The sequence below is a fragment of the Streptomyces sp. NPDC046900 genome (assembly GCF_040644975.1).
Taxonomy (GTDB): domain Bacteria; phylum Actinomycetota; class Actinomycetes; order Streptomycetales; family Streptomycetaceae; genus Streptomyces.
In genome coordinates, this window is record NZ_JBEYXD010000002.1 from 1 (window position 1) to 13,842 (window position 13,842).

A 13,842-nucleotide genomic window follows, 5' to 3' on the forward strand; every position below is an offset into this window, starting at 1 on the left:
GACCAGCCCGCACGAGGTGCAGGTGTGGATGCGCTCGGAGAGGGTTTTGGCGATGCGTTCTCCACAGAAGCAGGTCTGGGACGACTTTGTGGTGAGGGTGGAGGCCCGCAGCATCCGACCGCCGGTCTTCTCGCACTCTCGGGCTATGGCGGTGATGAGTCTGCCTGGTGTGGTGGCTTGGAGGGCTTTTCCCCACTGGCGGTACCAGGTGCGGATGTCGCAGTCCTCGACGACGAGGTTGGCGCCGTGGCGGGTGATGATGCGTTCGGCGATGCGCCTGGCGCGGTGGTCTCTCGCCGCGGCCCAGGTCGCCGCTGCTTCGGCGAGCCGGGCACGGTTGAGGCGGTAACCGGCCGACAGCGTGTCGCGCCGGTACGCCTGTTGAGGCACGCCGGCCTTGTTCGCTGTTCGGGCGCCGCGGGGGACCTGGACGGTCCGCGCCGGAAGGTCGGCGGCCGCGCGCCGCTCGGCCCGGGTCTGCTGCCGTTTCGACGGCCCGTACTGGGTAGGGTTGGAGGCCCTGCGGGAGCGGTCGAGCGCCCTGTTGCGGCCGCGTTCCTTCTGGCGGGCTTTCGCCAGGACGGCGAGCTCGTCGTCAGAGAGATCCACCCGGGTCGCCTCAACATCACCATGAGACGGGTCGAACGTGGCCGGGAACGAGACGACGGAGAGGTTGGAGACGTTGCCGTCGACCCCGCCGACACGTTCGAGCACGGCCGCCGCTGCACGCCGGGCCCGCGTCGCGGAGGACGTGTAGCCGCCGGCCAGGACCATCAGGTGGGCCTCGTATGCCCATCCTCCCGGTGCGGACGCGTCCCGACGCCGCACGAGGTCGATCTTGTGCCACGTTTCCGGGTTGTCCAGGAAGTGCACGAGGCGTGGCCACCGGCCAGAACCCGACGGCAGCCGGACGGGCAGGACCAAGTCGCCGCGACTGCTGTCGGTGCCGCCGGTGAACACGACGGCCAGGGGGCCCGTGTGATCCCACCACGTCGCGGCCCGCGTCTTCGGTTTGCCCTTCGCCGTGGCCTCACCCGTCGGCACACGCCTCGACGGCCGAGCCGGTGTGGGCAGGTGGCGCGGTTGCTCGAGCACCTTTGCCCCTGGCGGGAGGGCTGCGGCCTGCTCCGGGGTGGTCACCGAACGGCCGAGGCCGCGGTGCCGGTAGGCGGCCACGTGCCCGGCGAGTGTGCCGTGCAGGCGGAACGTCTCCCATTTCCGGGCGGTGGTGTGCGACCGGGCGCGGCCGGGGATGCGGGTGTACTCCCACCACCGGCCGACCTTCGGCCTGCCGTGCCGACGGCCGGAAGCATCCGGGAACAGATGCCGGCTCACGGATGTCTCAAAGACCTCGTCGGCCTGATGCATCACCAGAGCTTTGGTGACGTGATGGCCCAGATGCTTCGACTTCTCCATGTGCCGGTACGCGCGCCGCTCCATCCCCTCCCGGGACAGGCCCAGTTCCAGACGCCACGCTTTCGCGTCCGTTTCACGGCGGACGTCACCGGCCCAGTACGCCTCGACCGCATCCCGGGCATCGCGCTGCAGCGCACGCTTGACGGACCACACGGCCCAGTACATCTGCTCGACCCGATGCCGGGCACAAGGGTCGTGAACATCCAGTGGGAGGCGGATCACGGCAAGCTCGACGTCCTCGCCGCGCGTCCACCGTTTCCCTTTGTTCTTCCCTCGGAACCGGCGCGAAGGAGCATCGGAGGCAGGCACGACATCACGCGGCTCGACGTTCACCGATGCCTCCCTCCTTGTTGACGTCGCAACATCCAGGACCTGTCCGCAGCTTGGCCCGTGCGGCAATGAATGCTGAAACTACAAGGCACGGTCCACCGGCCCCGGCCCGGCTTCGCTCAGAACACCACCGTCCACCCCTCACGTGCCGCTTGTGCCGCGGTGTACGAGACACCGTGCACCTTGAGGCCCTCGGCGTCGAGCAGAGTGATCTCACCGCCGTGGTTGCCCAGTTGGGCGCCGCCCGCGAGGGCGACGGTCAGACAGGCGCCGGCCGCCAGGGCGCCCGGGGGCAACGGGCAGGCGTGGCCGAGGCGGTCCACGAGGCGCCAGCCCGCGAGGTCGACGGGGCCCGGCGAGACGTTGATGAGGGTGACGTTCTCCGGCTCGGGGTCGGGCCCCACCGGGTTGACCAGGGCCGCGACGATCCGCACGGAGCCGCCGCCGGGTTCGGGGACCGTCCCGCCCGCCGGCACGAGGACATGCCCGGTGACATCGTCCGTGTGCCACTGCTGGCTCTGGAAGGCCAGGAAGACGCCGACCCAGCGGGACTGCGCGGGGAAGTGGATCAGCAGACCGCCGTCCTGCCAGACGCCGTCGTCCCGGGCGAAGCGCGAACTGTTGCCCTGGTTCATATGGACGTCGTGAACGCCGTTGCCGGGCAGGAAGCCGAAGACCTTGTCGGGGACGTTCGTCTCGGGACCCCAGCGCTCACCGAAGACGTAGAGCCGGGCGGAGGCGTCGTCGACCGCGCGGCGCACATAGTGGTCGAGCAGGTCCGCGAGGTCGTTGTCGGGGCCCGACACCTCGGGCGGAAGCGCACGCATCAGCGCGTGGTCGAAGAGGTTGCCGCGGATGAAGTCGAGGTTGGGCCCGCCGGGGCCCGGCGGCAGGGTGTTCCAGCCGTCCGCGAGCCCCTCGAGGCGGGCGGTGACCGGATGCCGGAAGTCCTCGCTGACGAGGTAGAGCAGATCGGAGGGCTTCTCCTGGGACTTCACGTTGACGGACGCGCGGTAGTGCGTGCCGTGATCGTCCGTCAGTTGGATCTGGTAATGCGGTGTGTCGGCCGCTCCCTCGCGGCGGGTGTCGACGGCACGTCCGATCAGTACGCCATAGGCCTTCAACGGCATGGTGACCAACTCCCCCTGGGGGCAGGCGCGTCGCCCGCCCGCGCTGGGCATGCTAATGAGACTGCGCCCTTTGTCACCCCTCCTACCGGGAATTCACACTCCGTCCGTCTGTGCGTGGCTGGTCAGGGTCTCACCGTGCGTGGCTGATCGGGGAAGAACGGGTCCGCTGCCTACGATCCCCCGGTGGCCCTCTTCCTTCTCGAACGCCTCACCCCCCTCCCCGTCGAGCAGGCCTGGCTCCGTCTCACGGACTGGCCGCGTCACGGGGACGTCGTACCGCTGACCCGCGTCACGGTGCCCACTCCACCGCCGACGGGTGTGGGCACCGTGTTCGTGGCCCGGACCGGCATCGGCCCGCTCGCCTTCGAGGACCCGATGGAGGTCACCGTGTGGCGACCGCCGGCGCTGTGCCGGCTGGAGAAACGGGGCGGCCTCGTGACCGGCTGGGCGGAGATCGAGGTGCATCCGCACGGCGAAGGGCACTCGCTTGTGGTGTGGCGGGAGGACCTGGCGGTGCGCCTGCTGCCGGCGCTCTTCGACCGCCAGGTCGGCTGGGCGGCCCGGTGGATGTTCGGGCGCGCGGTGGACGGGTTGCTGATACGGGGCCCGGCTGTCGGCGGCGGCGTCTAGAGTCCTCGTCCATGACCGAGACCACGCACCTTCAGACGACCAGGGCCTCGTACGACACGGTGGCCGTGGACTACGACCGGTTGCTCAGGGACCAGCTCGCGAACATGCCCTTCGACCGGGCCATGCTGGGCGTGTTCGCGGAGCGCGTGCTGGAGAGCGGAGGCGGGCTCGTCGGGGATCTCGGCTGCGGGCCCGGACGGGTGACGACCCATCTGGACAAGCTCGGCCTCGATGTGTTCGGTGTCGATCTGTCACCGGGGATGGTGGCCGTGGCCCGGAGGGCGTACCCGGCGCTGCGCTTCGACGTCGGTTCGATGACGGGCCTCGACCTCGAGGACGGGTCGCTGGCGGGAGCCGTCGCCTGGTACTCGACCGTCCACACCCCGCCCGGTGAACTCCCCGTGTTCTTCGCGGAGTTCCATCGTGTCCTCGCTCCCGGCGGACACCTCCTGATGACCTTCAAGGTCGGTGACGGATACGTGCACCTCGACCACGCCTACGGCCATGATCTGTCCCTGGACGTCTACCGCTTCCCGCCCGAGCAGATCTCCGAACTGCTCGGGAGTGCGGGCTTCGTCGAGGTCGCCCGGCTGGTGAGGGCCGCCGACGAGAAGCACGAGGCGACTGCGCAGGCGTATCTGCTGGCGCGCAGGGCCCAGTAGCCCCGGTCAGGCCACCGACCCGATCCGCCGCGCCGTGACCGGTGCCGCGTCGTGGTGGATCGGCGTGTGCGCCCCCGCCAGCGAAACACCGGTTCCGCCGCGCCGGCTCGCGACGATCTCCGCCGCGATGGACAGGGCGGTCTCCTCCGGCGTCCGGGCGCCGAGGTCGAGGCCGATCGGGGACCTCAGGCGCGCCAGTTCCAGGTCGGTGACACCGGCCTCGCGCAGGCGCTCGTTGCGGTCCAGATGGGTGCGGCGCGATCCCATGGCGCCGACGTACGCGACCGGGAGCCCGAGCGCCAGCTTCAGCAGCGGTATGTCGAACTTGGCGTCATGGGTCAGGACGCACAGCACCGTGCGGCCGTCGACGTCCGTGCGCTCCAGGTACCGGTGCGGCCACTCGACGACGATCTCGTCGGCCTCGGGGAAGCGAGCGGGTGTGGCGAACACCGGGCGCGCGTCGCACACCGTGACATGGAAGCCGAGGAACTTTCCGACCCGGACCAGCGCGGAGGCGAAGTCGATCGCACCGAACACGATCATCCGCGGTGCCGGGACGGACGACTCGACCAGGGCCGTGAGCGGTGCCCCGCAGCGCGAGCCCTGCTCCCCGATCTCCAGGGTGCCGGTGCGGCCCGCGTCCAGCAGGGCGCCCGCCTCGGCCGCCACCGTACGGTCGAGTTCGGGGTGGGCGCCGAAGCCGCCCTCGTAGGTGCCGTCGGGACGTACGAGGAGGGCCCTGCCGAGCAGTTCGGCCGGTCCGGTCACGATCCGGGCCAGGGCCGCGGCCGAGCCGGAGGCCGCGGCGGCGAGCGCGGACGCCAGCACCGGGCGGGCGCCGTCGGCAGCCCGGCTGGGAGCGACGAGGATGTCGATGACGCCACCGCAGGTCAGACCGACGGCGAAGGCGTCCTCGTCGCTGTACCCGAAGCGCTCCAGCACGGTCTCCCCGTCCTCGAGCGCCTGCCGGCACAGGTCGTAGACCGCGCCCTCCACACAGCCGCCGGAGACCGAGCCGATCGCCGTGCCGTCGACGTCCACCGCGAGGGCGGCGCCCACGTGGCGGGGCGCGCTGCCGCCGACGGCCACCACCGTGGCGACGGCGAAGTCACGTCCCTGACCGACCCACCGGTGCAGCTCGTCGGCGATGTCCAGCATCTCTCGGTCTCCTTAGCGGCGTCGGCGTGCGGAGGGCTCGGCGGGCCTAGTGGACGCCCAGCCAGCTCTCGATCGGGTCGAGGGCGAAGTAGATCAGGAAGACGGCCGCCAGACCCCACATGAAGACGCCGATCTCCCGCGCCTTGCCCTGGGCCGACTTGATGGCGACGTACGATACGACGCCCGCCGCGACCCCCGTGGTGATCGTGTAGGTGAACGGCATCAGGACCACGGTCAGGAAGACCGGGATCGCGGTGGCGCGGTCTGACCAGTCCACATGGCGGGCGTTCATCAGCATCATCGCGCCGATGACCACCAGGGCGGCCGAGGCGACCTCCTGGGGCACGATCGCGGTGAGCGGGGTGAAGAACAGGCAGGCCGCGAAGAACAGTCCGGTGACGACGGAGGCGAGTCCCGTGCGGGCGCCCTCGCCGACACCGGTGGCGGACTCGATGAAGACGGTCTGGCCGGAGCCGCCCGCCACACCACCGATCGCGCCGCCCGCGCCGTCGATGAACAGCGCCTTGGACAGGCCCGGCATCCGGCCCTTGTCGTCGGCGAGTCCCGCTTCGGTGCCGACGCCGATGATGGTGGCCATCGCGTCGAAGAACCCGGCGAGCACCAGCGTGAAGACGATCACGCCGACGGTCATCGCGCCGACCTTGCCCCAGCCGCCGAACGCGACATGCCCGAAGAGCGAGAAGTCCGGCATCGACACGGCGCTGCCGTGCAGTTCGGGGGCGCCGCTCGCCCAGGCGCCGGCCTTCACGACGTCCGCGGTGTTCAGGACAGCGGCGACGACGGTGCCGCTGACGATGCCGATCAGAATGGCGCCGGGGACGTTGCGGACCTGCAGCATGAAGATCAGCAGCAGGGTGCCGGCGAAGAGCAGGACCGGCCACCCGGCGAGCTCGCCCGCGGGGCCGAGGGTGACCGGGGTCGCCTTGCCCTGGTGCACGAAGCCGGACTTGTAGAAGCCGATGAGGGCGATGAACAGGCCGATGCCCATGGTGATCCCGTGCTTGAGCGCCGCCGGGATCGCGTCCATGATCATCTCGCGTAGGCCGGTGACGACCAGGAGCATGATGACCGCGCCGTAGATCACGCACATGCCCATCGTCTGCGGCCAGGTCATCTGCGGGGCGACCTGGGAGGAGATGACACCGGAGACGGACAGGCCTGCGGCGAGCGCGAGCGGCACCTTGCCGACGAAACCCATCAGCAGCGTCGTGACGGCCGCGGCGAACGCGGTCGCGGTGATCACCGCCTGCGGGCCGAGCGTGTCCCCGGCCACGTCCTTGCCGGACAGGATCAGGGGGTTGAGCAGCAGGATGTACGCCATCGCCATGAAGGTGGTGACGCCGCCGCGCACTTCACGCGCGAGCGTGGATCCCCGCCGGGATATGTGGAAGTACCGGTCGAGCCAGGACCGGCCGGCCGGAACGCGGGTTCCCGCGCCCGCGTCCTCGGCGGTGGTCCTGGGCTCCACTGACTGCTGGGTCATGGTGCCATCTCCCAAGGTTCATAGGGACTCCCGTGCAACCGCCCTGACGGGCACGGAATTTGGGATGTGCACGACCCGGGGGACGGCCCGAGACGAACATCGGGGGCCTGGGGGACGCGGTCCCCCAGGTGCATTTCACCTGCGCAGCACCGCAGGGGTCACCTGCCCGTGAGGTGCTCGGGCCGTACCGGCGTCCTGTTCAGCTCCAGGCCCGTCGCGTCACGGATCGCCGCGAGCACGGCCGGAGTCGAGGACAGGGTGGGTGCCTCGCCGACACCGCGCAGCCCGTACGGGGCGTGCTCGTCGGCGAGTTCGAGCACGTCGACCGGCATGGTCGGCGTGTCGAGGATGGTGGGGATCAGATAGTCCGTGAAGGAGGGGTTCTTGACCTTCGCGGTCCTGGGGTCGACGACGATCTCCTCCATGACCGCGATGCCCAGGCCCTGGGTCGTACCGCCCTGGATCTGGCCGAGGACGGACAGCGGGTTGAGCGCCTTGCCGACGTCCTGGGCGCAGGCCAGTTCGATGACCTTGACCAGGCCCAGCTCGGTGTCGACCTCGACCACGGCGCGGTGTGCGGCGAAGGAGTACTGGACGTGGCCGTTGCCCTGGCCGGTGCGCAGGTCGAAGGGCTCGGTCGGACGGTGCCGCCACTCGCGTTCGAGTTCGACCACCTCGTCGCCGAGGACATCCACCAGATCGGCGAGTACCTCGCCGGCGTCGGTGACCACCTTGCCGCCCTCCAGCAGCAGTTCGGCCGTGGCCCAGGCGGGGTGGTACGAGCCGAACTTGCGGCGGCCCAGCTCCAGAACCCGCTCGCGTACGAGCTCGCACGCGTTCTTCACGGCGCCGCCGGTGACGTACGTCTGACGGGAGGCGGACGTCGAACCCGCCGATCCGACCTGGGTGTCCGCCGGCTGGATCGTCACGCGGCTGATGCCCAGCTCGGTCCGGGCGATCTGGGCGTGGACGGTGACTCCGCCCTGGCCGACCTCCGCCATGGCCGTGTGCACGGTCGCCACGGGCTCGCCCGCGACGACCTCCAGACGCACCTTGGCGGTGGAGTAGTCGTCGAAGCCCTCGGAGAAGCCCACGTTCTTGATGCCGACCGCGTAGCCGACCCCCCGTACGACGCCTTCGCCGTGGGTGGTGTTGGACAGGCCGCCGGGCAACTGCCGTACGTCCACGCCCTCGGAGCTCTCCCACTGGCGCTCCGGCGGCATCGGCATCGCCTTGACGCGGCGCAGGAGTTCGGCGACCGGAGCCGGGGAGTCGACCGGCTGCCCGGTCGGCATGAGGGTGCCCTGCTCCATGGCGTTGAGCTGCCGGAACTCCACCGGGTCCAGGCCGAGTTCCTTCGCCACCTTGTCCATCTGCGCCTCGTAGGCGAAACACGCCTGCACCGCGCCGAAGCCGCGCATGGCGCCACAGGGCGGGTTGTTGGTGTAGAGGGCGATGGCCTCGATGTCGACATCGTCCACGACGTACGGCCCGATGCCCAGCGAGGAGGCGTTGCCGACGACCGCCGGGGACGCGGAGGCGTAGGCGCCGCCGTCGAGCACGATCCGGCACTTGACGTGGGTGAGCTTCCCCTCACGGGTGGCGCCGTGCTCGTAGTACAGCTTCGCGGGGTGGCGGTGGACGTGGCCGAAGAAGGACTCGAAGCGGTTGTAGACGATCTTGACCGGCTTGGCGGTGCGCAGCGCCAGCAGACAGGCGTGGATCTGCATCGACAGGTCCTCGCGTCCACCGAACGCGCCGCCCACGCCGGACAGCGTCATCCGCACCTTCTCCGGCGGCAGTCCGAGGACGGGCGCGATCTGGCGCAGGTCGGAGTGGAGCCACTGGGTGGCGATGTACAGGTCGACTCCGCCGTCCTCCGCGGGGACCGCCAGCCCGGACTCGGGCCCGAGGAAGGCCTGGTCCTGCATGCCGAAGTGGTACTCGCCCCGGACGATGACGTCGGCCCGCCGCGCGGCCGCGATCACGTCGCCCCGGACGATCGGCTGCCGGTGGACGATGTTCGGGTGCGGGACGTGGCCGATGTGGTGGTCGGTGCGGTTCTCGTGGACCAGGACCGCGTCCGGGGCGGTCGCGGACGCCTCGTCGGTGATGACCGGGAGTTCGCGGTACTCGACCTTGATCTTGGCGGCGGCGCGGCGCGCGGTCTCCGGGTGGTCGGCGGCCACGATCGCGACCGGTTCACCGTGGTGGCGGACCTTGCCGCGGGCGAGGACCGGGGTGTCCTGGATCTCCAGGCCGTAGTTCCTCACCTCGGTGGGCAGATCGTCGTACGTCATGACGGCGTACACGCCGGGTGTGGCGAGGGCCTCGCTCGTGTCGATCGAGACGATCTCGGCGTGCGCGACCGTGGAGCGCAGGATCTGGCCCCACAGCATGTCCTCGTGCCACATGTCGGAGGAGTACGCGAACTCCCCGGTGACCTTGAGGATGCCGTCGGGACGGAGCGTGGACTCGCCGATGCCGCCCTTGGTCCGGGAGCCCTGCGTGATCTTGGTGGGAGCACCGTTGGTCATGCTCAGACCCCCTCGGACTGCCGGGCGGCCGCCAGGCGGACCGCGTCCATGATCTTCTCGTAGCCGGTGCAGCGGCACAGGTTGCCCGAGAGCGCCTCGCGGATGTCCGCGTCGGTCGGGTTGGGGTTGCGCTCCAGCATCTCGTCGGCGGCGACCAGCAGACCCGGGGTGCAGAAGCCGCACTGGACCGCACCCGCGTCGATGAACGCCTGCTGGATCGGGGAGAGTCCGATTCCCTCCCCGGTGTGGGAGTCGGTCCCCTTGGCCTGCCAGTGCTTGGCCTCGTCCAGGGACGTTCCGCAGGTGCCGGTCCCGCGGGACCGCTGCTCGGCGTACTCCGCCAGCCCCTCGACCGTGACGACCTCACGGCCCTCCACCTGACCCGCGGCGACCAGACAGGAGCACACCGGCACACCGTCCAGGCGGACCGTGCAGGACCCGCACTCCCCTTGCTCGCAGGCGTTCTTGGAACCCGGGAGGCCGAGCCGCTCGCGCAGGACGTAGAGCAGGCTCTCGCCCTCCCAGACGTCGTCGGCTTCCTGCGGACGTCCGTTGACAGTGAAGTTGACGCGCATTACGCAGCTCCCTCCGAGGTGCGGGCGGTGCCGCGGTACGACTCCCAGGTCCAGGTCAGCGTGCGGCGGGCCATCACGCCGACCGCGTGGCGACGGTAGCTCGCGGTGCCCCGGACGTCGTCGATCGGGTTGCAGGCGGCGGAGCACAGGTCCGCGAACTGCTTGGCCACCGACGGGGTGATGATCTTCCCGTTGTCCCAGAAACCGCCCTCTTCGAGCGCCGCGTTCAGGAACTCCTCAGCCGTCTCGGCCCGGATCGGAGTGGGAGCCGCCGAGCCGATGCCGGTGCGGACCGTGCGGGTCCCGGGATGCAGGGCGAGGCCGAAGGCGCACACCGCGATCACCATCGCGTTGCGGGTGCCGACCTTCGCGAACTGCTGCGGGCCGTCGGCCTTCTTGATGTGGACGGCGCGGATCAGTTCGTCGGGCGCCAGCGCGTTGCGCTTCACACCGGTGTAGAACTCGTCGATCGGGATGCGCCGGGTGCCGCGCACCGACTCGGCCTCGACCTCGGCGCCGGCCGCGAGGAGGGCGGGGTGGGCGTCGCCGGCCGGGGAGGCGGTGCCGAGGTTGCCGCCGACGCCGCCGCGGTTGCGGATCTGCGGTGAGGCGACCGTGTGGGAGGCGAGGGCCAGGCCCGGCAGTTCGGTCCGCAGGTTATCGATGATCGCGGTGTACGGGACCGAGGCCCCGAGCCGCACGCTGTCCTCGCCGACCTCCCACTGGGTGAGTTCGCCGATGCGGTTGAGGTCCATGAGGTACTCGGGGCGCCGGTGGTCGAAGTTGATCTCGACCATCACATCGGTGCCACCCGCAATCGGCACAGCGGTGGGGTGCTCCGCCTTGGCGGCGAGCGCCTCCTCCCAGCTTGCGGGGCGAAGGAAGTCCATGACCGGCTCTCTTCTTCGTCTCGTGGGGCGTAGGTGTCGAGCCATCTCCGATGCGGCGGGCCGGGCTCGTTCATGTCCTGTTCACGCGGGGTGATGTCAGTACACCGCTCCGTCCACAGCGGTGTCAGTCACCGAAACCATGAAGGAGTTGGCTGGCCAGGGCGCACATCTTGTAGATTCATATGAACGGAGGCGATCAGTAACATCTCCGCTTTCCTCTGGAAACACGGCGCCCGGCCAGAGGGAATCGCGAGCCCTGCTTCCGAAACCCCAGGCCACGACCGTGGCCGACCGAACGTGGATTTCCCGACAAGGACGGCGGCGACGAGACATGCGGCTGCGCGCACTGCTGAACACCGACGCGCTGGGGCTGCGGCTGCTCGGCGGCGAGGATGAGCTGGACCGCGCCGTGCGCGGGGTGATGACCACGGATCTCAAGGACCCCAGCCGCTATCTCTCCGGCGGCGAACTGGTCCTCACAGGCCTGGCGTGGCGGCACGACGCCGCTGACTCAGAGCCCTTCGTCCGTATTCTCGCAGCCGCGGGAGTCGCCGCGCTCGCCGCGGGCGAGGCGGAACTCGGGGACATCCCGGATGATCTGGTCGTGGCCTGCGCCCGCCACCGGCTGCCGCTGTTCGCCGTCCATGAGTCGGTGGCGTTCGCCACCATCACCGAACACGTCGTGCGGCAGGTCTCCGGCGAGCGGGCCGGGGATCTGGCGGCCGTGGTGGACCGGCACCGGCGGATGATGACCTCGGGGCCGGCCGGCGGCGGCCCGGAGGTCGTCCTCGACCTGCTCGGCTCCGACCTCGATCTGCGCGCGTGGGTGCTCTCCCCCACCGGCCGGCGGATCGCGGGCCCGGAACCGGGGCTCACGCCGGATGTGCGCGCGGCACTGGCAGCCGAGCACCTGGCGGCCACCCGCGCCGGCCGGCGCGTCCCTCATCGGGCGACGGTGGGTGCGACGACGTACTCGCTCTTCCCGATCCGCAACTGGGGGCACCGCCCCGCGCCGGACGCGGAGGACCGGAGCGACGGTGCCGCACGGGACGTGCGCGAGACGGTGCTCTCCGACTGGCTGCTCGCCGTCGAGGCGGACGCCGGGGACTGGCCCGAGGAGCGGGTGGACCTGCTCCGTGGCGTCACCCAGCTGATCGCGGTCGAGCGGGACCGGCGGGACGCGGCCCGTACGGTGCGACGGCGGCTCGCGCAGGAGGTGCTGGAACTCGTGCAGACGGGAGCGGCGCCCGCCGAGATCGCGGCCCGGCTGCGGGTCGCCGCGCCCGTGCTGCTGCCCGGCCTCGGGGCGGCGCCGCACTGGCAGGTGGTCGTGGCCCGGGTCGAGTGGGACGGCGGCTCCGTGGAGGGCGGCCCGGTCGCCCAGTCGCTGCTGGAAGAGATCCTGGTCGACCCCCTGTCGACGGGACCGGAGCACTCCGACCGCATCGCCGTGGCGCATAGCGGTGACGAGGCGATCGCGCTCGTTCCGCTCCCCGCGGTCTCCTCCGAGCACGACGGTCCCGAGCCCGGCATCGTCGCCGACGCCCTCCTGGAGGCCGTACGGGAACCGCTGTCCGCGGGGCTCGACGACGACGGACGTATCACGCTGGGCGTCAGCGCGGCCGTGCATTCGGCCGAGGGGCTGCGGGGCGCGCTGGAGGAGGCACGGCACGCGCGCCGGGTCGCCGCCGCCCGCACGGGCCGGGTCTGTGCGGCCGGCCACCAGGAACTGGCCTCGCACGTGCTGCTGCTGCCGTTCGTCCCCGACGACGTGCGCCGCGCCTTCACGGCCCGTCTCCTCGACCCGCTGCGCGACTACGACCGCAGGCACCGCGCGGAGCTGATCCCGACCCTGGAGGCGTTCCTCGACTGCGACGGCTCCTGGACCCGCTGCGCGACCCGGCTGCACCTGCACGTCAACACGCTGCGCTACCGGGTCGGGCGTATCGAGCAGTTGACGGGTCGTGACCTTTCGCGCCTCGAAGACAAGCTCGACTTCTTCCTCGCCCTGCGTATGAGCTGAGGCGATGCACCGTCGGAGGGGTCGCGACGCAGCCGCCGCTGTCCCACGACTTTGTGAAATCCTTCACCCGCCCCCTTGGCCCAGCGCCGAGATTGGTGCTGGAATGCCGCCACCACTCAACAGCTCGATGGCGCGCTCGGGGAGGGCAACGTGGCGCATACCGCCATGTCTGGTACGGGAACGACCGCTGGCGACGATCCACTCCAGACCGCGGTATGGCGGCTGCGCTCGCGCGCCTGCTGGGCCGACGCGGCAGCCCTGCTGAGAGGGCAGACGGCCGCGGCCTCGCTGCAGCGGGCGTCCTTGCTCGTCGAACGGTGCCTGTACACGGAGCAGGGCTGGGAGGAGGCCGAGGACGCGCTGCGCACGGCCGAGGCGCAGGCCCACAGCGACGACGAGCGGGGCGCCGCCGCCTGTGAGCGCGGTCAACTGGCGTACGCCGCCACGCTGCACGGCGTGCGCGACCGGGCCGACGAGGCACGGGCGGCGCTCGGCCGGGCCGCCGCGCTGATCCCGCCGGGCGCCGCGGGCCGGGCGCTGCTGGACTTCCGGCGCGGGCTGATCGCCGAGAACCTCGCCCTCTCCCCGCAGGCGGCTCACGCCGCCTACCGCCGGGCCCACGCGAGCGCCTCCGCGTACGGCGACACGCTGCTGCTCTCCTTCACCTGGCGCCATCTGGCCGGACTGGCCCTGCGCGACGGCGAGCTGGCGGAGGCCCGGCACGGCTTCGCCGAGTCGCTGCGGATCCGCGAGGAGCTGGGCTACCTCGTCGGCACGGCGCCGGCGCTGGCCTCGCTCGCGGACACGGAGACCGAACCGGAGGCCTCCCGGCTACGGGCCGAGGCGGCCCGGCTGTTCCGCTTGCTGGGCGGCGTACCGACCTGGCTGGCGCGGCAGCTGGCGTCGGTGGAACCGGCGGCGGATCCCGCCGCTCCGTGAGGGATGGGCCGCCTCCGGGTCACGCCTGAGCTCAGAGGAACCTGAGAG

The 13,842-nt window shown here is 71.1% G+C and carries 11 protein-coding genes; 4 read left to right on the forward strand and 7 right to left on the reverse strand.

Annotation, left to right across the window (positions count from 1 at the left end; translation table 11 throughout):
* Both ABZ904_RS02205 and ABZ904_RS02210 read right to left on the reverse strand, forming a co-directional pair.
* A partial coding sequence (locus ABZ904_RS02205) for a transposase (protein ID WP_361820628.1) occupies positions 1-1,581 on the reverse strand: 1,581 nt, incomplete at its 3' end.
* A 284-nt stretch (positions 1,582-1,865) separates the two neighbouring features.
* Positions 1,866-2,876 (reverse strand): DUF2278 family protein, encoded by a 1,011-nt coding sequence (locus tag ABZ904_RS02210; protein ID WP_361820986.1) that lies wholly within the window; start codon positions 2,874-2,876, stop codon positions 1,866-1,868.
* A gap of 183 nt (positions 2,877-3,059) precedes the next feature.
* Between ABZ904_RS02210 and ABZ904_RS02215 the strand changes: the two genes are divergently transcribed.
* A complete protein-coding gene (locus ABZ904_RS02215) occupies positions 3,060-3,506 on the forward strand; it encodes an SRPBCC family protein (protein WP_361820631.1) in 447 nt (148 codons plus the stop codon).
* A gap of 11 nt (positions 3,507-3,517) precedes the next feature.
* Complete coding sequence (locus ABZ904_RS02220; RefSeq protein WP_361820634.1) at positions 3,518-4,168, forward strand: methyltransferase domain-containing protein; 651 nt, start codon at positions 3,518-3,520, stop codon at positions 4,166-4,168.
* 6 nt (positions 4,169-4,174) lie between these two features.
* Here the strand turns inward: ABZ904_RS02220 and ABZ904_RS02225 are convergent, their stop codons facing one another.
* From ABZ904_RS02225 to ABZ904_RS02245, 5 genes are all read right to left on the reverse strand, one after another.
* Positions 4,175-5,326: an XdhC/CoxI family protein gene (locus ABZ904_RS02225; RefSeq protein WP_359407998.1), complete on the reverse strand. Its 1,152-nt coding sequence runs from the start codon at positions 5,324-5,326 to the stop codon at positions 4,175-4,177.
* Between the two features lie 46 nt (positions 5,327-5,372).
* Positions 5,373-6,830, reverse strand: coding sequence for an NCS2 family permease (locus ABZ904_RS02230; protein ID WP_361820637.1), 1,458 nt, complete (start codon positions 6,828-6,830; stop codon positions 5,373-5,375).
* Between the two features lie 158 nt (positions 6,831-6,988).
* Positions 6,989-9,367 (reverse strand): molybdopterin cofactor-binding domain-containing protein, encoded by a 2,379-nt coding sequence (locus ABZ904_RS02235; RefSeq protein WP_361820640.1) that lies wholly within the window; start codon positions 9,365-9,367, stop codon positions 6,989-6,991.
* A 2-nt stretch (positions 9,368-9,369) separates the two neighbouring features.
* Complete coding sequence (locus tag ABZ904_RS02240; RefSeq protein ID WP_360990107.1) at positions 9,370-9,942, reverse strand: (2Fe-2S)-binding protein; 573 nt, start codon at positions 9,940-9,942, stop codon at positions 9,370-9,372.
* Complete coding sequence (locus ABZ904_RS02245) at positions 9,942-10,832, reverse strand: xanthine dehydrogenase family protein subunit M (RefSeq protein ID WP_359407987.1); 891 nt, start codon at positions 10,830-10,832, stop codon at positions 9,942-9,944. Before ABZ904_RS02245 ends, ABZ904_RS02240 begins: the two co-directional genes overlap by 1 nt.
* Positions 10,833-11,163: 331 nt before the next feature.
* On the opposite strand from ABZ904_RS02245, the gene ABZ904_RS02250 reads away from it, so the two are divergent.
* Both ABZ904_RS02250 and ABZ904_RS02255 read left to right on the forward strand, forming a co-directional pair.
* Entirely contained in the window at positions 11,164-12,855 is a 1,692-nt protein-coding gene (locus ABZ904_RS02250; protein ID WP_359407984.1) for a PucR family transcriptional regulator ligand-binding domain-containing protein, read from the forward strand.
* Positions 12,856-13,005: 150 nt separating this feature from the next.
* Positions 13,006-13,794, forward strand: coding sequence for a hypothetical protein (locus ABZ904_RS02255; protein ID WP_359407981.1), 789 nt, complete (start codon positions 13,006-13,008; stop codon positions 13,792-13,794).
* Positions 13,795-13,842 lie beyond the last annotated feature (48 nt).

Coding starts and splice junctions, on each gene's coding strand:
- ABZ904_RS02210 (WP_361820986.1), bottom strand. CDS start 2,876: ATGCCGTTGAAGGCCTATGGCGTACTGATCGGACGTGCCGTCGACACC.
- ABZ904_RS02220 (WP_361820634.1), top strand. CDS start 3,518: ATGACCGAGACCACGCACCTTCAGACGACCAGGGCCTCGTACGACACG.
- ABZ904_RS02225 (WP_359407998.1), bottom strand. CDS start 5,326: ATGCTGGACATCGCCGACGAGCTGCACCGGTGGGTCGGTCAGGGACGT.
- ABZ904_RS02230 (WP_361820637.1), bottom strand. CDS start 6,830: ATGACCCAGCAGTCAGTGGAGCCCAGGACCACCGCCGAGGACGCGGGC.
- ABZ904_RS02235 (WP_361820640.1), bottom strand. CDS start 9,367: ATGACCAACGGTGCTCCCACCAAGATCACGCAGGGCTCCCGGACCAAG.
- ABZ904_RS02240 (WP_360990107.1), bottom strand. CDS start 9,942: ATGCGCGTCAACTTCACTGTCAACGGACGTCCGCAGGAAGCCGACGAC.
- ABZ904_RS02245 (WP_359407987.1), bottom strand. CDS start 10,832: ATGGACTTCCTTCGCCCCGCAAGCTGGGAGGAGGCGCTCGCCGCCAAG.
- ABZ904_RS02250 (WP_359407984.1), top strand. CDS start 11,164: ATGCGGCTGCGCGCACTGCTGAACACCGACGCGCTGGGGCTGCGGCTG.